This window comes from Sphingobacterium siyangense (assembly GCF_007830445.1).
Taxonomy (GTDB): Bacteria; Bacteroidota; Bacteroidia; order Sphingobacteriales; family Sphingobacteriaceae; genus Sphingobacterium; species Sphingobacterium siyangense.
Genome location: NZ_VLKR01000006.1, coordinates 40,412 through 61,523, shown reverse-complemented (window position 1 = coordinate 61,523; position 21,112 = coordinate 40,412). Strand labels below are relative to the sequence as shown.

Here is a 21,112-nt window from a genome sequence, read left to right as displayed (position 1 = left end):
AAAGTAAAACAATTATTTTAAAAGGTACATTTTGGAGAACTGATCTTTTATTCTCTTGTCGTGTGTTGTTATCAATAAAGTCGATCCTGCAGTGTCAGCTATCGATAATAACAGTTCTAATACCCTGTAGGTATTGTTGTCATCTAGAGCGGCAGTTGGCTCGTCAGCAATAAGTAGAGCTGGTTTATTAATGATGCTGCGTGCAATAGCAGCACGTTGTAATTGGCCGCGACTCAATTCGTTCGGGTAGGCATCACTTTTTTGATCTAATTGCAGTTGCGTCAATATGAAATGTATTGCATTAAGGTCTATTCTTTTCCCTGCTAAAGACTGTGCCAACTTGATGTTTTCCAAAAGTGTTAAATTTCTTAGGAGGTGAGCTTCTTGGAATATAAATCCGATATATTGCGCACGAAACTGATCCAATTTGCTGTTTGATAATAAGGATAGGTCTTGGTTATTTATTTTGACTAGACCTGTCTCTGGTCGTGACAAACCTCCTAATATATTAAGTAACGTTGTTTTTCCAGAACCCGAATCCCCTAATAACAGCGTATGCTGACCTTTCTCGATGTGAATATCTGGAAATTCAATTGGCGTTGAATTAGGATACTGAAATGATAACTGTGTAGTCGATACGATTGGAGTGCTCATGAGGATCAGAAATTGAAAATATATTCAAACTTAGATAAATTGCTTTTTATATGCAATATAATTGCAATTATATTGCATATAAAAAGCAATTTACTGCAGTTAGTTAAGAGTTGGCAATGGAAGATGATTGGTTTCTCTCAACTGGCAGTGCCACTTATCTATATAAAGCCGTAAATGGCATTCATTAAAGTGTAATTTAGAAAAATAACCTTATTGTGTTAATAAATTAAGTGCTTAATAATTTTATTACACTTCTTTAATATGCTGTCCCATTAAGGGGAGGAAATATTCGTGTAAATTGGATAAACAGCTGTTTTTTGCTGAAAATCAAGAAAAATAGGAGGTGAGTAACATTAAATTAACAACTGATTGATGTAATGGTAATTTGTTGTTAATGTTAATCTAATATTCTGCTAATAGATTTGCAGAAACAAAAAACAAATAAATTGAAACCACAATTACAACTTAAAGGAATCGCTGCTGCCATGACGCTTGTAGTAGCTGCATCTACAACAGTTTATGCGCAGAGTAGTGGGAAGTTAATGGGGACTATTACTAACAGTAAAACTGGTGAAACAATCACCGGAGTAACTGTTCGTATTTTAGGAACATCAAGAGGTGGAAGCTCTGATGTATCCGGAAAGTACAGTATTCCAGCTTTACCGGCAGGTAAATATACTGTAGAATATATTTATATTGGTTACTCGACAAAGCAAGTTACCGAGGTTGAGATTAAAGCGAATGATTTGACCAATTTGGATATCGTTCTTGATAATTCAGAAGGACAGGTGTTAGATCAAGTTGTGGTTACGGGATCTTTTAAGAAAGAATCTATTGGTGCATTATATTCGCAACAAAAAAATAGTGCATTGATTTCTGATGGTATTTCAAGTGAGCAGATTAGAAGATCGCCAGATAAAAATACATCCGAAGCACTACGTCGTGTCAGTGGTACGACAATTCAAGATAATAAGTTTGTCATCGTTCGCGGTTTAAGTGACCGCTATAATGTTGCTATGATGGACGGCTCGGTACTACCAAGTACAGAAGCCAATCGTCGCGCTTTTTCATTTGATATTATTCCTTCGAATCTTATTGATAAAATTACGATCTCAAAAACAGCTACTCCAGATTTACCAGCAGATTTCGCGGGGGGAGCTGTACAGATTACAACAAAAGATATTCCTGATCAAAATTTCATTTCTTTTGGTTTAGGGTATGGTTATAACACTGCTTCAACTTTTAAAGATTTTTTGCAGACCAAGAAGAATTTTCAAAACTATCTTGGTTTTGATGATGGATCTAGTCAGTTGGCCAAGAATTATCCTTCGCGAGAAGCATTCGCGGCTGGTTTATCGCAAAAGTGGCAACGTTTAACTATGAAATCGTTGTCGAATGATTTCTCTGTTGAAAATAAGAAGGCTCTTCCCTCTCAAGCTTATCAATTTTCTTTGGGTCGAGTAAAGCAATATGAGAATAACAATAAGTTTGGCGCGCTATTTTCTGTAAATTATCGGAATTCCCAAAATATTCTATCAAATATTGAACGTAAGTGGTATCAATATGATTATACAGATAATCAATATAAATTTACAACGAATTTGGGGGCAATGGCTAATTTCGGTTATTCTTTTGGAAAGAATAAAATCTCTTGGAAGAACTTGTACAATCGAAATTATGATAACTTATATACTGAGCGAACAGGAACACATCTTGGAACGACATCAGTAAATAAATTCTATGCTTTTGATATTTTGCAAAAATCATTGTTCAAGTCAACCTTGGAAGGAGATCATGTACTTTCGGATCTAAATGATAGAATTAAATGGACAGCATCGTATAGCAACATTAAAAATAATCAACCGAATCAGATGAAAATCAATTATGCAAAAGCGATTGATAAAGAAAATGATTCTACAGTTCCTTATTTGGCCAACATTACAAGTCCTAGTAAAGAGAATACACGTTTGTTTTCAGATCTTAATGAAAATGTTTTCTCTGGTGAGTTAAACTATGCTAGACCAATGAATTTTCTATCGGCACCAACTACATTGAAAGTCGGTGCTGGAGCGAATTATCGTCATCGTGATTTTGATGCACGTTTTGTTGGACTGGTCTTAGATGTAATTAAGATGGATTCAAAATTAGCTGATCAAATACGTGAACTTTCTCCAGATAAAATATTTGCTGCAGATTTGATCGATAAAAACTATTTTAAATACGATGAAATTCAAATGCCTGGTGATTTCTATACAGCAAAATCAATGACAGGATTTGGCTACGCTATGATGGACCAAAAGTTTATGGATAAGTTTCGCGTAGTGTATGGCTTGCGTGTTGAAAACTATAATGTTCAAATTGACACAGACAAAAAGGACGTTGATGATACAAAATTAGACTTTTTGCCTTCAATTAATATGACTTATAGTTTAAATAGTAAAACAAATCTTAGAGCTTCCTATTATAGAACAATTGCTCGTCCAGAGTTACGAGAATTAGCACCATTTAGTTTTTATGATTACGAGCAATTTGGAACTATTTCAGGGAATACAAAACTAAAAAGAAGCGCAATCAATAACGCGGATTTGAGATTTGAAATATATCCTAAGGCTGGCGAAATCTTTTCTATCTCTGCATTCTATAAACAGTTTACAGATGCTATTGAAGCATCTCGCTATGATGTGAATTCGACAGTTGATGTTTCCTATTTCAATACACCAAAAGCAACTTTATATGGAGCTGAGTTAGAGGCAAGAAAGAAATTGGATTTTATCAATGAAAATAAATTGTTTTCTAACACAACTGCATATTTAAATCTTTCTTATGTGCATTCGAAGGTGACTAATCCAACTGATCAAGATTATAAAGAGAAAACTCGACCTATGGTTGGACAATCTCCCTATACGATCAATGCAGGATTGCAGCATAGTGCATTGGATAATAAATTGAATGTCAATGTCCTTTTTAACCGTATTGGTAAGCGGATAGCACAAGCAGGAGGAATTACCTTTGCGAGTGCTTACGAAGCACCTCGTAATGTATTAGATGCGCAAGTTGGCTACAAATTGATGAAGAATAAAGCGGAGGTAAAGGTTAATTTGGGTGATATTTTGAATAATCCTGTAAACGTATATTTTGATAACGAAGCTAAGGAAATTCTATATCGCTATAAGACCGGTGGAAATTATTCAGTATCATTTAATTATACATTTTAGTAGTAATATAAACTTAATATTACTTTAAATGTAAAGACATACTTAAAGTGTTTTTTTGTATCAAGATTTTAAAGCTTAAAAAATGAAAAAAAGATTTTTATTCTTCTCACTAGCAGCGTTATTATTTGCTGGAGCATGTAAGGAAACAACAATTACGGATGAAGGTGGCGGTACTGAAACTCCAACAAATCCTGAAAATCAAAATGTCGTAGAAATCTCTGGAGAGATTACAAGTAATACAACTTGGACATCAGATAAAATCTATGTTTTAAAAGGATTCGTATACGTAAGTAATGGTGCCACTTTAACAATCGAACCTGGAACCATTATTAAAGGTGATAAAGCTTCAAAAGCTACATTAACAATTACAAGAGGCGCTAAAATTAATGCAACAGGAACAGCAGACAAACCAATTGTATTTACATCAAATTTGGCGGCTGGAGCTCGTTCCCAGGGTGACTGGGGTGGAGTAATCCTTTTGGGTAAGGCTCCTGTTAACCAAGGTACAGATGTTAAGATCGAAGGTGGTCTTGCTGGACCAACAGGTAAGGATGAAAAAAATTATATTTATTATGGAGGAACTGATGCTGCAGACAACTCAGGAACTTTAAAATATGTTCGTATTGAGTTTGCTGGAATTGCATATTCAGTTGATAATGAAATTAACGGTTTAACATTGGGAGGTGTAGGAAACGGTACAACATTAGAATATATCCAAGTCTACCGTTCAGGTGATGATGCATTTGAATGGTTCGGTGGTACAGTAAATGCGAAACATCTTCTAGCTGTAGGAACTTGGGATGATGATTTTGATACAGATTTTGGGTATTCTGGCAATGTCCAATTTGCATTAGCACAACGTGTACCTACAGTTGCAGATCAGTCGGGTTCGAATGGATATGAATCTGATAATAATGCTACAGGAACAGTTCAAACGCCAAAAACGTCAGCAGTATTTTCTAATGTAACTGTTCTTGGTCCTATTCAAAAAGCAGGTGGATCTTTTAATGCAAATTATCAACATGGTGCACAAATTCGTAGAAATTCCTCTATTAGCATCTTAAATTCTGTTATTTCAGGTTTCCCGTTAGCAGGTCTGTATATCGATGATACGAAGGTTGCTGTAGCTAATTCAACTTCAAATAATTTCCTAACTGGTTCTGCTGTGTTTGAAAATAACTTGGTATACGGTTCTAAAGATGCAGATTTGAAAGTTAGTTCAACGGATAACGCTGCCGCTATATCAACACTTATAAGGGCGAAGAATGTTTTCGATAATAGTAAATATGCTTCTGAGCTGTTTGTCGCACCATATAATTTCGGTTCTGATTTTTCAAATACAGGTGCTACTCCAGATTTTAAAGTTTTATCAGGATCTGCAGCTGCTAGTGGTGCGATTTTTACCAACGCTAAGGTTTCGGGAAGTTTCTTCGAGAAAGTGGCTTATAAAGGTGCTTTTGGTACGACAGATTGGACAAGTGGTTGGGCTCATTATGATCCACAGAACTTGGCATATACAACTCCTGGACAAGTAAAATAATTATAGTTTAGTTAAATAAATAGAAAATCCTGCCTCGTGCAGGATTTTTTTTGTAGCATATATGTTAAATAATTCGTTATTGAAAATAATAAACTAAACTTTAAAATATGAAAAGAACGATCTATCTAGTGGTACTAAGTGTTACCTTACTATTTGTTGCCTGTAAGAAATCAGATGATAAAACTGATTCAGAAACTAAAGGTCTTCATGTAGAAATAAAAGGAATTTCTGGCTGGTGGGGTGAATTTGTAAATATCAGTGTAGATCAAAATAAGACAGAAGTAAAATATGCTCCGGGAACTACTGGTGATACTCAAACTGTAAAAGATAAAAGTTATAAGACAAGTGAAGACACGTTTAGAAAGTTGTCCTCTTATGTCGAAACCTATAACTTAATGGAGGCTAAAATTCAGGAATGCGCACGTTGTGCAGATGGAACAGATTATGTGATCACAATAAAATCTAGTGGGAAGGCAAATACGGTAACCATTGCAGCATACCGAACCGATGGTAAATACGCCGATGTGCTTGATTTTATAAACAAGCTTTAGATCAAACAAAAGCTCTGTGGAGGATTAATTCTTCTTCTGCAAAATGACGATTTTCACCTAGATTCTGTGATATAAAGCGAATGTGAAACCTCGATATAATGTGATACTATCTCGGCTCGTAGTGATAAACAATCTGGTAGGACTGATTTTTAAGCTCCTCAGACAATTGACCTATATCTAGCGTTTGCGCTTGTGGTGTAGGTTCACAGACAGAATAATATTTTCCATTGTACAAAATAGCATCACCGATAGGATGTTCAAATTGGACGGCCATCGTTACATGAGTGGGATAGAGCAGGGTGATCATAGGAAGATTGTAGATTTCCTTTACCAGATAAAAAAACAGGGCAACACGGTCATCACAGTCACTGTATTTATTCAATAGCGTTTGTTCTGCAGAAAGGCGCTTTTCGGATCCGAAATTCTCTTCGTCATTTTCGTATAAGAATGCATATCGCGTAAACCGCATTAAATAATCGACACCTTCCTGCTGATTTTTTCCTTTTAAATTTTCCTTGAGCGCAGGAATCAGTGATTGATAAGTCTCTTTGCTAAGTGGAATATTGAAATAAGTTTCAAAATCTACGCCAGGATAGTTTTTAAAAAGATCACTGATATCTTCATTCAACTTGACATTAAAATGGTAGGCTTTATGTCCATAATTGAACTCAATTTGCTTCTCCTTATAATTTGCGGGTACAAAATCAGGTAATTTTGTGATTTTGTAACTGAAATCTTCGATAGCTTCTGGTACTTTAATTTTAACAGGAATATAGGTGTCTGCGCGTTGAAAGAGCTTTCCATAGTCATGGAAGTTTAAACAGGTGTATTTCTTGCCATCAATTTCAAAAAAAGGAATATCAGAGATATCTTCTTTGTTCTGAATGAAAAATATGATCTGATTATTACCCACAGCCAAGCGGGCATCATAACCAGATTTACACATTAAAAACCATTTATATAAAGTATAGCGTGTATAATTTTCAGCTTTCGGGGCAATCTGCTGTGCGGTGCGGCGAATCAGCTGATAATAGACCCAATCATTCAAATGATGTTCATCTTTGTATTCGAGCAAACTGTTTACAAGTTGTATGTAATCGGTTTGATCAGCTATTTGATAGAATTTTTGTACATGAGCTATCGTTAAGCTGTCTTTGAATGGAATATTAAAGGAGGGGGGGACATCAATAGACACTTTCCCATCATAAAAATCGAAATCATGATGTTGCGCCCAGAGCTGCTGTGAAGCACAGGTTAACCAAATGAGTATGGTCAAAAACATTCGATATATTTCCCTTAATTTCAATTCTTAACAATTTGATAACATTGTAGTAATATAAAATTAATGATAAAATTTGCTTTTTTTGTGCATTGAAGGAATTATTATTAAAAAATTACAATCTATTTTTAGGTTTTAGATTCTCCTTTTTCATTTTTAAAATCCGTATCTTCGTGCAATGGATAATTTTATTGTTTCTGCACGTAAATACCGCCCGATTACCTTTGATTCGGTTGTAGGTCAGCAACACATTACTGGTACCTTAAAGAATGCGATACACAACAATCAGTTGGCGCAGGCATTTTTGTTTTGTGGTCCCCGCGGTGTGGGGAAAACTACCTGTGCACGTATTTTAGCTAAAACAATAAATTGTGAAAATATCTTAGCAGGCACCGAACCTTGTGGCACATGTGATAGCTGTAAGTCTTTCCAAAATGGAAATTCTTTCAGTATTCATGAACTGGATGCTGCATCCAATAATTCCGTAGATGATATCCGCAACCTGATTGATCAAGTACGCATACCACCACAGGCTGGAAAATATAAAATCTATATCATAGATGAGGTGCATATGCTTTCTCAAGCGGCTTTCAATGCTTTTTTGAAGACATTGGAGGAACCTCCTTCCTATGCTATCTTTATCCTGGCGACCACTGAAAAACATAAGATTTTACCAACGATTCTTTCGCGCTGTCAGATTTTTGATTTTAACCGGATCAAAGTGGAAGATATGGCCAGTCATTTGGCCCGTATCGCTGACAGGGAAGGTATTGCTTATGATCAGGACGGATTACATATCATTGCCCAAAAGGCCGATGGTGGCCTTCGGGATGCCTTGTCGATGTTCGATCAGATCGTCAGTTTTTCCAATAAAAATGTCACCTATCAAGCTGTAATCGATAATTTGAATATCTTGGATTACGATTATTATTTTAAGCTAACGGATGCTATTTTAACGGAGGATGCAGCACAAACTTTATTGATTTTCAATGAGATTTTAAATCACGGGTTTGATGGCAGTCATTTCATAGCCGGTCTGTCTGCGCATTTTAGAAATTTGCTGGTTGCTAAAGAGCCAACTACGCTAAAATTATTGGAAGTCAGTGATAGTATTCGTCAAAAGTATCTGCAGCAGTCCCAAAAAGCTTCTCCAGGATTTTTGTTATCTGCATTGAATATTTCCAATCAATGTGAGATCAACTATAAAACAAGTAAAAATCAACGCCTGCAAGTTGAACTTTCACTCCTCAAGACATGTCATATCGCAAGTGCGATTAAATTGAGCCAGCTTGGATCCGTACAGATTCCTTCGGCAACCGAGGGCGTAAAAAAAAAACTTCCTGAGCCAGTAGTTGGACAAGCGCAACAAACCTCGGTAGTCCCTACTCCGCAAGCGACTTCTCCAGCGAATGCTCCTGTCGTTGAAAATCCTGTGACACCGCGTTCGCAAGCTAACCCCGTAAATTATCAGGCTTCCGAGACTAAGGAAGAGGTGAAAAAAGATCCTATTTCCAACGTGCCTCCTAAAGTAAAAAAAGGCGGATGGGGAGCATCTACTGCAGCAATTATTCCGTCTTTGCCGGATTTGAATACCATATACGATAACAATGCGGTTGCCAAAGAAGGTGATGAGCCAGAATTAATACGTGGAAGCGAACAACGTGATGTTTCATTCGGTCAATTTATTGCTGTTTGGAACAGTTATGCTGAACAGCTGAAAGCGGAAAACAAGATTAACTTGTATACCATGATGACGGCTATGCAACCGCGGTTAAATGGGGTATTGATTGAAATTGATGTCGAAAATGGTGTTCAGATGGATGTATTGCAAAGTGCAAAGGTTGATGTGCTGAACTACTTACGTGTGAAACTCCAGAATTTTTCGCTGGATCTGCAGGGGGTGATGATGGAACATACGATTTCACGCAAACCCTATACTTCCCAGGAGAAGTATCAAGCAATGGTCAACAAAAACCCGCTTTTAGATACTTTGCGGAAGGAGTTTAACTTGGGGCTAAGCTAATTCAAACACGCTAGTTGTTTTTTATTTTTGTACATTTGCAAACTCTTCCATGAAGAGGGAAATATTTAGTATTTATTATGCAAGGAAATTTTCAGAGACGTGATCGCGACCACGGGGAAAGACGTGAAGTGAATCAGATGGTATTTGGTATTCGTGCTGTCATCGAAGCAATCGATAGTGGTAAAGAGATCGAGTCATTATTTATACAACGCGGTTTGAGCGGCAGTTTGATTCTAGAATTGAAAGCCTTGTTAAAGGAACATAATATCGCTTCTCAACAGGTGCCAATTGAAAAATTAAACCGCATAACACGTAAAAATCATCAAGGTGTAATTGCGGTTATTTCTCCAATTACCTATCATGATATAGAAGAACTTCTCCCTCAGATTTATGAAAAAGGTGAAACTCCTTTACTTCTGATGTTGGATGGAGTGACCGATGTGCGCAATTTGGGTGCTATTGCACGTACAGCGGAATGTTCTGGAGTACATGCCATCATTGTCCCTAAAAAGGGCTCAGCTGAGGTTAACCCTGATGCCATTAAAACATCTGCTGGAGCACTTTATAAAATCCCTGTCTGTCGCCATGATAGCTTGTCCAAAGTTGGTAAATTTTTGATTGATTCAGGTGTGCAGTTAGTTGCCAGTACAGAAAAAACAACCTCGAGCATTTACGATGTGGATTATACAGCTCCAACCTGTGTAATTATGGGTGCAGAGGACGTTGGTGTTTCCAATGACCTAATTCGTATTGCCGACCACCTGGCCAAGATACCAATGTACGGTGAAATAGGTTCGTTAAATGTATCTGTGTCGGCCGCAGTAGTGATCTATGAAGCGATTCGTCAACGGATTGTTAAAAAATAAAGAATATAATTTAGTTGATTACAAAAAGCCTTTGTTTTTGACAAAGGCTTTTTTGTAGACTAGTTTTGATAAATATCTTCAATCTCTTGTTCGTATTTTTGCAAGATAACTTTTCTTTTCATTTTTAACGTCGGTGTCAATTCACCGGTTTCAACGGTCATTTCGTCGGGAACTATGATGAACTTCTTGATCTGTTCCCAGCTGCCAAAATTTTGATTAATACGGTTGAGTTCCGATCCCATTTTCTGTTTCAGTTCTGGGCTATTTAGAAAATCTAGTCTAGAAAGATTGGCAAGGGCGGGAAAAGCACTTCTTGACCATTCTAGAAGATTATTATAGTTGGGAACAATCAACGCCGCAGGAAATTTGCGGCCTTCTCCAAGTACCATAGCCTGTTCGATAAATGAAGATTCGACCAGTTTAGATTCGATCTGCTGCGGAACGATATATTTTCCTCCAGAAGTCTTGAACATCTCTTTCTTTCGGTCTATAATTTTAAGAAATTTACCGTCTACCCATTGGCCAATGTCCCCAGTATAAAGCCAGCCATCCTTGATCGCTTCTGCTGTTGCCTCTGGATTTTTATAATAGCCAATCATATTATTCTCGCCTTTAGTCAATATTTCTCCATCGTTAGCAAGCTTTATTTCGATATTAATTAACGGTAAGCCTACAGTACCAATTTTCATACCTCGTTTATAGCAGTTTACAGCGATACATGGTCCCGCCTCAGTGAGGCCATAACCTTCATATATTGGAATCCCTGCTGCCATATACAGACGGATTAATCTTTCCTGTAAAGCAGCACTCCCGGAGGCAATCCCTTTGATGTCACCACCTAATGCTTCGCGCCATTTTGAAAAAACTAATTTACGGGCAATGTTCAGTTGAAAGTCATACCACCATGTACGTCCCTCCAGTTTGTATTGTTCGCCGACGCTCAAGGACCAGAAGAATAGCTTACGCTTGACTCCTGTTAATTGCTCTCCTGTAGCCATAATCTTCTCATAAACTTTCTCCAATACACGAGGTACAGCGGAAAAAATATGTGGTTTAACGGATTTAAAATCTTCACCTATCGTATCCATCGATTGAGCAAAGAAGATTGTCAAACCTTTGTACATATATACATATTGGAATACGCGTTCATAGGCATGACAAACTGGAAGAAAGGAGAGGGCACGATCACCTCGTTCGACAGGAAAGGAATATTCACTACTCAACGTATCTGCCAATAAATTTTTATGAGACAACATAACACCTTTGGGATTTCCTGTTGTGCCAGAGGTGTAAATGATGGACGCCAATGTATCGGTTTTTATACCATCACGTAGTTGGTTTAGCGTTTCATCTGTAATGATCTCGCCCTTGGAAACGAAGTCATGCCAATGGTTTAGACCATCCTCTTTGTCTAGACTGTAAATAGCATTTAGTTGCGGACAATTATCTTGTATCGTTAATATCTTTGTGTATAGTGTCTTTGAACTAACAATACACTTCCTGATTTCGGCATGATTGAAGATATACGTGTAATCTAAGGTTGAAATATTAGGGTAGATGGCGACTACTACAGCTCCAATTTGTTGAATGGCAAAATCAAGGATATTCCACTCGATGCGGTTCTCACTAATTAATGCTACTTTCTCTCCAGGCTGAACGCCTAATGCGATCAAACCTTTAGATGTCTCGTTGATCTGTTCAATAAATTGAGTATTGCTTACTTGTACCCATTCGTTATCTTTTCTGAAAGAAAACATTGGGAAATCCGGGGCAATACTATATTGCAGGTATGCTAAATCAAATAATCTTGTTGCTACTATTGGCATGTTAGAAGTCCAGTTCGTATAATACAGCTAATTTACGCTTTTTTATAGAGACTATTATATTGGCAGGAGATATTAGTGCCTGTACTGTTAGGAGGGGAAATAAAAGAAAAGACTCTGGCATCTCAAGCTGATCGCTTTTGTACCAGAGTCTTTAACTCTTATGCTAAGTACTAATGATTAGTATTTGCTTTTTGATTCTTTACGTTTTCCAGAGAAATCACGGAAGCCGCCGCCATTGCTGCTACGCTCGCCACGATCACGACGCTCACCACTGAATCCGCCTTCACGTCTTCCGCTGCGTTCGCCGCCACCATATCCACCTTCACGTCTTCCACCGCGATCACCACCACGGTATCCACCTTCACGTCTTCCGCCACGATCACCACCACGGCTTCTTCCGCCACGGTCGCTACGACCTTCACCTCTTGCTTCACCAGATACTTCGATACGTACTTGACGACCGTTGTAATCTACACCTTGGAATCCTTGGAATACTTTTTCTACTTCTGCATCTTGAACTTCGAAGAATGTGAACACGCCTTTCAAATCAATTTTACCGATTGATTTTCCTGAAATATTCGCATTGTTACAGATGAAGCCCAACATATCTCCACGAGAGAATTCATCTACTGAACCTAAATTCATAAATAAACGCGTGTAGCCTTTTGAACCTTCACGTGAACGACCATCACGTCTATCACCGCGGTCTTCACGACCACCGTCACGCGCTTCGATATTTAAATCAGGTGCATTTTTGTAATAATCCAAGAAACGGTTGAACTCAAGAGAAGCGAATCTTTTGATGATATCTTCTTTTGAAAGTGACTCCAAATTTTCCATAATTGCAGGCAAGAATGGGCTGATTTGTTCGTCGTTTACTTCAACATTTTCAATCTTTTTAACGATAGAAAATAATTGTTTTTCGCAAACTTCAGCACCTTGAGGTACTTGTTTTTTCTCAAAAGGCTTACCGATGATCTTTTCAAGATGACGGATTTTGCTTAGTTCTTTTACGTTTACCAAAGAAAGTGAAATACCAGTTTTACCTGCACGGGCTGTACGGCCTGAACGGTGTGTATAGTTTTCTGTTTCATCAGGTAAAGAGAAGTTAATAACGTGAGTTACATCACTTACATCAATACCACGAGCAGCTACGTCTGTTGCGATCAACAATTGTAAACTACGGTCACGGTAACGTTTCATAACTTTATCACGTTGTTGTTGTGATAAGTCACCATGCAATGAATCTGCATTGTAACCATCTTTGATCAACGCTTCAGCGATATCCTGTGTTTCGATTTTTGTACGACAAAATACGATACCAAAGATATCAGGGTTTGAATCCACAATACGTTTGAACGCAGCATATTTATCTTTTGCTTTGATCAAATAATAGTGGTGTTCAATGTTGGCATTACCGGTGTTTTTTGTACCTACAGTAAGCTCAACTGGATCGGTCATATAATTCTTTGCGATACGACGTACCTCAGAAGGCATTGTCGCCGAAAATAACCAAGTTTTTTTCTCGTCAGGAGTTTCTGACAAAATGTTGTTGATGTCTTCTTTGAAGCCCATATTGAGCATCTCATCCGCTTCATCCAATACAACATATTTTACATTTGAAAAATCAATCGCATTTCTGCCGATGATATCCAACATACGACCTGGGGTCGCTACTACAATTTGCACTCCACGTCTAATTTGACGTAGCTGGTCTGAGATATTTGCACCTCCATATACAGCAACAACATGTACGTTGTCAACGTATTTAGCAAATTTTTCTAAATCTTTTGAGATTTGTAAACATAATTCCCGAGTAGGGCAAAGAATTAATGCCTGTGGGTGTTTTTGAGAAAAGTCTAATTGCTCTAATAATGGAAGACCAAATGCCGCGGTCTTTCCTGTGCCAGTTTGGGCTAATCCGACAAAATCGTCGTTACCAGTCAATAAAACAGGAATGGCTTTTTCCTGAATTTCAGAAGGTTTTTCGAAACCTAATTCTGAGATGGCATTAACAACTTCCTCACGGATTCCCAGTTCTAAAAATGGGTTCATGAAATATTTTATACAATAGGCACTATTGCCTAAGGCGTTGCAAAGGTAAGAATAATATTGGAATAAACAAATAATTTAAATAATTGATTTTTAAGGGAATCTGATTCTTTTATACCAGGTGATAATAAATTGAGCGCTGTTATATAGATTTAGCTCACTTTGAAAAGTATTATTTCGAATGTGAAACTATTTTATATACCTACAGTTTCTTTATTCATTTATTAATAGAAACTTAATATCTCAACCTTAATTTTGGTATTAGCATGAATCAAGGACCAGTTGTACATCAGCGTTGGCTACAAGCTATTAAAGAGTTTAACGATACTTCTGCTTATGAGGAATTGTATCGCTATTGCTGGAAAGATCTTTATCAGCACGCTGCCCGTCGGATCCTAGACCGACAGGATGTGGAGGATATTCTACAGGAGCTGTTTGTCCAATTTTGGGAAAGGCGGCATACAATCGACATCCAAATGAATCTTCCAGCCTATTTGAAAGGGATGCTCAAATATAAAATTATAGATTTCTTTAATTCCAATAAAGCCAAAGACAGATTGTTGGAGCACTGGAGTAAACATATATTCGACTATGTGCAGCAGCATCCAGAGGATCTCAATACGTATTTAGCCCTTGAGAAGTTGTTGGAGGAAGAGCTGGAAATTATGCCACAGAATATGCGGCAAGCGCTTTTATTGAAATGGGAACATTTATCCATTCGAGAGATAGCCATGCGTATGGGGCTGTCTGAGCAAACGGTCAAAAATAATCTTACGGAAGCATCCAAACGATTACGGAAAGCTATTTTGGGCTATCAACATGTTCAAAACGGTAGTTTTAGCCTTCTTTTGGTCTTTATTATAGACGAGCTCGCTAAGTAGCTTACCCACCTTGCCATATTCCTATTTTCTGAACTTTGATCCTTTAACAATTCTTTCATACAACATTAACTATTTCTTGAAGTACTTTGAGGCTTTTTTGCGGACTTGTATATAAACAGCAGGCATAAAAAGTGAAAAGAAGAATTTTTGAATCCTTAATCTATAGATACCAGCATAATAATGCGAACAAGGCTGAGAGGTCCCTGATTGATCGCTGGTATGATACGCTTGATCGGGAAGAACTTTCTGAAGGAGAGGTAGATGAGGTTCGATTATGGAATAATATACAGCAACGTATTGGAAGTACTGCGTCTAAAAAATCAGTGGGTCGGAGCATAATCTACTGGAGCGGAACGGTTGCAGCAAGTCTACTGTTATGTGTTAGCGTTTTATTTTGGACAAAACAGCATGATCTGAATTTCTCCCAAAGAGAAGCGAATTTAAAACCCGGTTACCGGATTTTTGAAACAGGGGCCTCACAACGTAAGCGGATATTTTTGGCCGACGGATCAACCGTTATAATGAACGCATATTCCAAAATTAAATTGGATACCGTCTCTTACAATAGGCGTGATCGAGTTGTGGAGCTTATGGCTGGAGAGGCCTATTTTGAGATCAAGAAAGATTCCTCAAAAGCTTTTGTGGTGAATGCCCGACAAATACAGACAAGGGTGCTGGGGACCTCCTTTACCGTGAAAAACTATGCGGAATTGGATGAGATATCGGTGTCCGTATTTACAGGTAAAGTGCAGGTTACTGCCAATAGCAATCCGCTGGGTGTGCTGACCCGCGGCGAACAGATCCGTTATACCAAAAATAACCACAATAGCCAGCAGGAGACTTTTGATCTGACGACACGGAATAGCTGGATTGAGGGAAGAGTTTATCTTAAGCAAAGCAGTTTTGCAGAATTGGCACTGGCGGTCAAAAGTATCTATGATGTGGATATTAAAACTGACGATCAGCGGATTGCCCAACAACGGTATAGTATGCCGATATCAAAGCAGCTGTCCTGGACGGCAACCCTGGAAAGTATCAAAGCAATTCATCACAACAAATCAAGGAAGGAGGGCAGGATAGTGCATATTTACTAATTCGGGAATAAAAAAAGAGAGCTGACGACGGCCATCGTCAACTCTGCATCATGTACCATTTGGAGATGGTATAAATAACATATACAACAACTTAAGAGATATTATATACGCATACAAATTTATGAAATTTAAGCAATACGTTACGCAAAACGATATTAAGTTTATGATAAGGACATCGTTGGTAGGTCTATTTCTTTCGATCGTGTCGGCCGAAATGCTCTTAGCTTCGGGCGCATACGGGCAGTTACTCAATAAAAAGATTACAGTTTCTTTTAGTGAATCTAATATTCCGGCGGCTTTCGAGCGTTTGGAATCCGAAAATATACATATCGCTTTCGATGCAGCGAAATATAATCTGGCAAAGAAAAAGGTAAATGCCAAAATTTTTAAAAGTAGTAGTGTCCGCGATGTCATGCGTTATCTGCTCAGGGAGACTGACCTAATGGCTCAAGACAACAGTGTCTATATTACATTAGTCGAAAAACCGGTACAGCAGAATGGGTATATTTCAGGTAAAGTTATTGATGATCGCGGTCAGCCTTTGGCTAATGCCAGCATCAAACTGATCGGTACCAATAAATCAACACAGAGCGGTATCGATGGGAGCTATCTTTTGAATGCTGAACCGGGAACCTACATATTGGAAGTCAGTTACCTCTCTTACCAGACCCAACGTATTGAAGGGGTCAAAATACAGTCCGGACAACGGACAGGGTTAAACATTGCCATGAAGACGCAGGTAAATGCGCTAGAGACGGCAGTTGTCAATGTATCGTTTAAAAAAGCTTCCGTAGCCGGTCTTTATGCGGCGCAAAAAAACGCAGCGTCGGTGACGGACGGAATATCCGCCGAACAGATCGCACGTACACCGGACAATGATATGGGGCAGGTTTTAAAACGTGTTACCGGATTGACCACTGTTAATAACCGGAACGTCATTGTGCGGGGGATGTCCGACCGCTACAATCAGGCCATGTTGGACGGTGTGGTGATTCCGAGTACTTCGCAGAATAGACGGGATTTTTCCTTTGATATTATACCGACAGAAATGGTGAGCTCGGTGGTGGTCAATAAAACGGCAACACCGGATGTATCCGCTGAATTTTCTGGCGGACAGGTTTCGGTAAATACATTGGATATTCCGGAGAAGAATTTTACGACAATACAATATGGGATAGGTGGTAATTCCCGCACAACTGGCAAAGACTTTTATCGGCTGGGGGAGCGGAAAGCATCGGAATTTTTTGGTTTTAATCATTCTTCTTCAAAACAACCTGAGGGGATATTGCCTTGGTATTGGAATGGTGAAGCCCGACGTCTGGATGCCCCCCCTGGGTATGTACTGGACGATCCAAAGTTAAATGAAGAATTTTTAATGCCGGGTTCAGATGTCAAGTATAATGACATTGATGCAATATCCCAATCTAAACAGGTCAATGCAGACGCTATGAAACTATATCGTTATAAAGCCAATCCCAACCAAAATTTTCGGTTTGCATTGGGGCGACGATATAATCTTTCAAATGGATTATTGTTTGGTTTCTCTGCTTCTGCGAATATTCGAAATGAACAAAATATTGTAGCCTTCAATAATGTGAGAGGATCCGCTATTAATGGAGCACACTATATTGACAGTACAGGAGTCGGTTTAAATGGAGCGGGTACTTCTTATCGTTTTAATAGTAGTAGTGGGTTAGTTGCGAATTTTGGGTTACAAGGGCAGGATTTTAAGCTCGCATTCAAAAATATATATGCCCGTACTTATAACAACTCCTATAATGAAAATATTCGAGCGGCCTTTGCAGACCTAAGTAATGCTCCAACAAAAAATCAGTATCAGCTGCCTGAAGCAATGTCTTTACAACAGCATCAATTAAGCGGCGAATATAAATTGCCTTGGAAAATTAAAGCGGAAGGCATGTTTGCCTATAATAAAATCAAACAACAGATTTTAGATGAGCGGAAATTGAGATATAGATTGACTACTGTATTCGATGATCAACATCTATTTCAGACTCCAAATTTGTTAAATCTTTCAGGATGGTCAAATTCATCTGTGCTGGGAAAAGATTCCCGTATGTGGACACAGATCAATGAGGATGATTATAATTGGGCAATGGCATTTTCCCGCATTTTTGGAGAAGGACGATCTGTCAGTACTTTGGTTAAAGTTGGTTATCAGGGCTGGTCTAAGAAGCGAGATTTATCCATATTTCGTTTGTTGCCCTTTACGCGTTCCTATATGCCTAATGATCCGTCAACCGCAGCACCTGCTATCGAAGCGCCTTATGATGTGTTGTTTTCGTCGGAAAATATTGGCAACGGCATTGGTCAGGCTTATTATTATCCCGAGCTTATTGGCGGAAATGTATATGACGGAAGTATGCAATCGCACGCAGGATATTTTATGTTGGATCAGAAATTATGGAATAAATTGCGCTTGGTGTATGGTGTTCGTGCTGAATATTATAACCTAAAAAATCGTCAGGACGAAATGTTTAGAAAACAGAATGGTGATCCGAATGATGACAAAAATAAATTTATAGCATATAAATTGCTTGTGCGTGAAAATAATTGGAAATTTTTACCATCCATTAATGCCACTTATAGTGTTACTAATACCTTTAATGTTCGAGGTAGCTATTCAAAAACTGCAATCCGTCCAGATTTTCGAGAAACAGGTTTTTTTGGATTTTATGACTTTGAACTGGATGCGATTATTTCAGGGGATAATGTGGAATCGACCTTTATTGATAATGTAGATCTGCGGTTGGAATGGTACCCAAGTCCGGGAGAAATTATATCATTAACGGGATTTTATAAATATCTGGATAAACCCATTGAACTGGTCGAAGATGAATCATTTACGGGTGGGGCCTATTATGTCTTTAATAATATGGAATCTGCTAAAAATAATGGGTTAGAATTTGAAATTCGTAAAAATTTAAGTTTTATAGGTGATAAAGATTGGTTAACAAATTTTTTTATCTCAGCGAATGCAACGCTTTTAAGCTCCAAAGTAAATGTATTGAGTTCGTGGAAGTATAAGATTGTTGACGGAAAGGAGTTGCCTGAGCGGATTAAAGATCGTTCTCCCGGTCAGGATCGTCCTTTGATCGGTCAATCACCATGGTTGTTGAATTTGGGAATTGGCTATTGGGGAAATTCATTCGGAACGACGGTTAGTTATAACCATAGAGGATACAGAACGAATATTACTTCCATTGATCCCAATAGAGTGGAATATGAATTAGCGCCTAAGCAACTGGACCTGCAGATATATAAACGTTTTCTCAACAATAAATTAGAAGCTAAGTTGAATATGGCGAACCTATTAGATGATTGGACTCGCTATTATCAGAATACAGAGGGATACAGTGTCGGAAATGAAAATGGAATTTATACAATCAAAAAATTTAAAGGGGACAATAGATACAATAAAGCTGATGGGGATATTATAACCTATCGAAAAAAAGAAGGGAGAAGATTTAATCTTTCATTGACATACAATTTTTAATAAGATAAAACTATCTGCGCGAGGCAGTTTCATATCACTCCTCAATAATGTACATAAGTTCCGGGTTTGTCCAAGTCGCACAACAGGGAAGTAAAATAGAAAAATACAGAAAACGGGTGATTGAAAACAACTATGCAACCTTATGAAATGCTATCCCATAGGGATGCATAGTCTAAAAAATGATCTTGTGATGGCAAAGCTAGTAATTATTTAACACAAAATGAAAAAAATCTTAACAGTAGCAAGCGTATGCGCAATCGCATTAGCTTCTTGTAACAAAGACAACGTAGGACCTAATTCAGATTTGAATGCTGGTTTGCCAAACAAACCTCAGGCAACGATCCCAACAGATGCTGCCGGTATTATTACTAAAACTACGCTTTCTGCAGATACCGTATGGAAAATTGATGGAGTTGCTTTCGTAAAACCGGGTGCGACATTGACAATTCAAGCGGGTACTTACATTACTTCTGGTAATACTAAAGCCTACACTGATAATGTCTCTGGAAAAACACACGATATTAAGGGAGTATTAGTTGTTCCAAAAACAGCGAAATTGATCGCTAATGGTACTGCTGCATCGCCTATCGTGTTTACTTCTCCGAATGCATCTGGATCCCGCAATCCTGGCGATTTCGGTGGATTGATCATATTGGGATCAGCAACAACAAACCAGCCTGCGACAACAAAAATCGAAGGATTACCGCAACCAATAGGAACAGATGTATCTTATGGTGGTTCTAGTCCAGCAGACAATTCAGGTTCATTGAAATATGTGCGTATTGAATTTGCCGGTTACAACTTGAACGATAACAATGAAATCAATGGATTAACGCTAGGTGGTGTTGGTAGCGGAACTACCCTAGAAAACATTCAAGTATCCTGGGGTAAAGATGATGGCTTCGAATTCTTCGGAGGTACTGTAAATGCGAAGTACTTGGTTGCATTATCGAATGACGATGATGACTTTGATTTCGATCATGGATACACTGGAACAATTCAATATGCCTTATCATTAAAGGATCCTAATTCAACAAATAGCACATCAAGCGGTAGCTCGGATTCAAACGGTTTGGAGTCGGATAACGAAGGTACAGCACCATATGCAGCGACACCTAAGACTCGTCCGGTATTGAAAAATTTCACATTCTTGGGTATTAAAGATGCTAGTGTAGCTACGACTAAGCTGAAATTTGGTAACCGTTGGAGAAGAGCTTCACAGTATGATATTCAAAATTCGATTATCGCAGGTTATGCCACAGGTGCTGCATTTCAGGATGGTGCAACAGGTACTTTTACAGGTAATGTTGTACATGCGTATACAGCAGCATTCAGTGGTGCAACACCAGCTGGAAATCAAACAAATGTTTCAACGGATGCTGCTGCTTATTTAAAGCTAGCAGGTGGTGTTAATATTTTTTATCCAACAACATCTACATTTAATCCTGCTTTTTTAAGACCATTGTCAACTTCACCTGCATATGGTGATGGAAGTACAACTTATAAAGGTGCATTCCATCCGACAACTGCTCCTTGGACTGCAAACTGGACTCAATTTGCTCCAAAAACTTATTAATATTGATTATTTAATTGAGTGAGCCATGCAATGGCTCA

The 21,112-nt window shown here is 38.2% G+C and carries 13 protein-coding genes; 9 read left to right on the top strand and 4 right to left on the bottom strand.

Going from position 1 to position 21,112, the window contains the following annotated elements:
• Positions 1 to 12 precede the first annotated feature (12 nt).
• On the bottom strand, positions 13 to 654 hold the full coding sequence (locus IQ31_RS07330) for an ABC transporter ATP-binding protein (RefSeq protein WP_070567298.1): 642 nt from the start codon (positions 652 to 654) through the stop codon (positions 13 to 15).
• A 446-nt stretch (positions 655 to 1,100) separates the two neighbouring features.
• Between IQ31_RS07330 and IQ31_RS07325 the strand changes: the two genes are divergently transcribed.
• The 3 genes from IQ31_RS07325 to IQ31_RS07315 all read left to right on the top strand — a co-directional run bounded on the left by IQ31_RS07325 (position 1,101) and on the right by IQ31_RS07315 (position 5,960).
• On the top strand, positions 1,101 to 3,869 hold the full coding sequence (locus tag IQ31_RS07325) for a TonB-dependent receptor (RefSeq protein ID WP_244294401.1): 2,769 nt from the start codon (positions 1,101 to 1,103) through the stop codon (positions 3,867 to 3,869).
• An 82-nt stretch (positions 3,870 to 3,951) separates the two neighbouring features.
• Positions 3,952 to 5,409, top strand: a complete 1,458-nt coding sequence (locus tag IQ31_RS07320; RefSeq protein WP_145327591.1) for a hypothetical protein — start codon at positions 3,952 to 3,954, stop codon at positions 5,407 to 5,409.
• 107 nt (positions 5,410 to 5,516) lie between these two features.
• Positions 5,517 to 5,960 carry a hypothetical protein gene (locus tag IQ31_RS07315; protein ID WP_075991670.1) on the top strand — a complete coding sequence of 148 codons (444 nt, stop codon included), beginning with the start codon at positions 5,517 to 5,519 and terminating at the stop codon, positions 5,958 to 5,960.
• Positions 5,961 to 6,066: 106 nt separating this feature from the next.
• Here IQ31_RS07315 and IQ31_RS07310 read toward each other — a convergent pair whose 3' ends face one another.
• Entirely contained in the window at positions 6,067 to 7,242 is a 1,176-nt protein-coding gene (locus tag IQ31_RS07310) for a hypothetical protein (protein WP_145327590.1), read from the bottom strand.
• Between the two features lie 175 nt (positions 7,243 to 7,417).
• Here IQ31_RS07310 and IQ31_RS07305 point away from each other — a divergent pair, with 175 nt between their 5' ends.
• Entirely contained in the window at positions 7,418 to 9,262 is a 1,845-nt protein-coding gene (locus tag IQ31_RS07305) for a DNA polymerase III subunit gamma/tau (protein WP_145327589.1), read from the top strand.
• Between the two features lie 77 nt (positions 9,263 to 9,339).
• Positions 9,340 to 10,128: a 23S rRNA (guanosine(2251)-2'-O)-methyltransferase RlmB gene (gene rlmB / locus IQ31_RS07300; protein ID WP_046672182.1), complete on the top strand. Its 789-nt coding sequence runs from the start codon at positions 9,340 to 9,342 to the stop codon at positions 10,126 to 10,128.
• A gap of 59 nt (positions 10,129 to 10,187) precedes the next feature.
• Here the strand turns inward: rlmB and IQ31_RS07295 are convergent, their stop codons facing one another.
• Together IQ31_RS07295 and IQ31_RS07290 are read right to left on the bottom strand one after the other, a co-directional pair.
• Positions 10,188 to 11,954 carry an AMP-dependent synthetase/ligase gene (locus tag IQ31_RS07295; RefSeq protein WP_088160692.1) on the bottom strand — a complete coding sequence of 589 codons (1,767 nt, stop codon included), beginning with the start codon at positions 11,952 to 11,954 and terminating at the stop codon, positions 10,188 to 10,190.
• Positions 11,955 to 12,131: 177 nt separating this feature from the next.
• Entirely contained in the window at positions 12,132 to 14,009 is a 1,878-nt protein-coding gene (locus IQ31_RS07290) for a DEAD/DEAH box helicase (RefSeq protein WP_075991675.1), read from the bottom strand.
• A gap of 263 nt (positions 14,010 to 14,272) precedes the next feature.
• On the opposite strand from IQ31_RS07290, the gene IQ31_RS07285 reads away from it, so the two are divergent.
• The 4 genes from IQ31_RS07285 to IQ31_RS07270 all read left to right on the top strand — a co-directional run bounded on the left by IQ31_RS07285 (position 14,273) and on the right by IQ31_RS07270 (position 21,074).
• A complete protein-coding gene (locus IQ31_RS07285; RefSeq protein WP_088160693.1) occupies positions 14,273 to 14,887 on the top strand; it encodes an RNA polymerase sigma factor in 615 nt (204 codons plus the stop codon).
• Positions 14,888 to 15,018: 131 nt separating this feature from the next.
• On the top strand, positions 15,019 to 15,981 hold the full coding sequence (locus tag IQ31_RS07280) for a FecR family protein (RefSeq protein WP_088160694.1): 963 nt from the start codon (positions 15,019 to 15,021) through the stop codon (positions 15,979 to 15,981).
• A 163-nt stretch (positions 15,982 to 16,144) separates the two neighbouring features.
• Positions 16,145 to 19,498, top strand: coding sequence for a TonB-dependent receptor (locus tag IQ31_RS07275; RefSeq protein WP_232475714.1), 3,354 nt, complete (start codon positions 16,145 to 16,147; stop codon positions 19,496 to 19,498).
• Between the two features lie 220 nt (positions 19,499 to 19,718).
• Positions 19,719 to 21,074, top strand: coding sequence for a hypothetical protein (locus IQ31_RS07270; protein ID WP_088160696.1), 1,356 nt, complete (start codon positions 19,719 to 19,721; stop codon positions 21,072 to 21,074).
• The last annotated feature ends 38 nt before the right edge of the window (positions 21,075 to 21,112 follow it).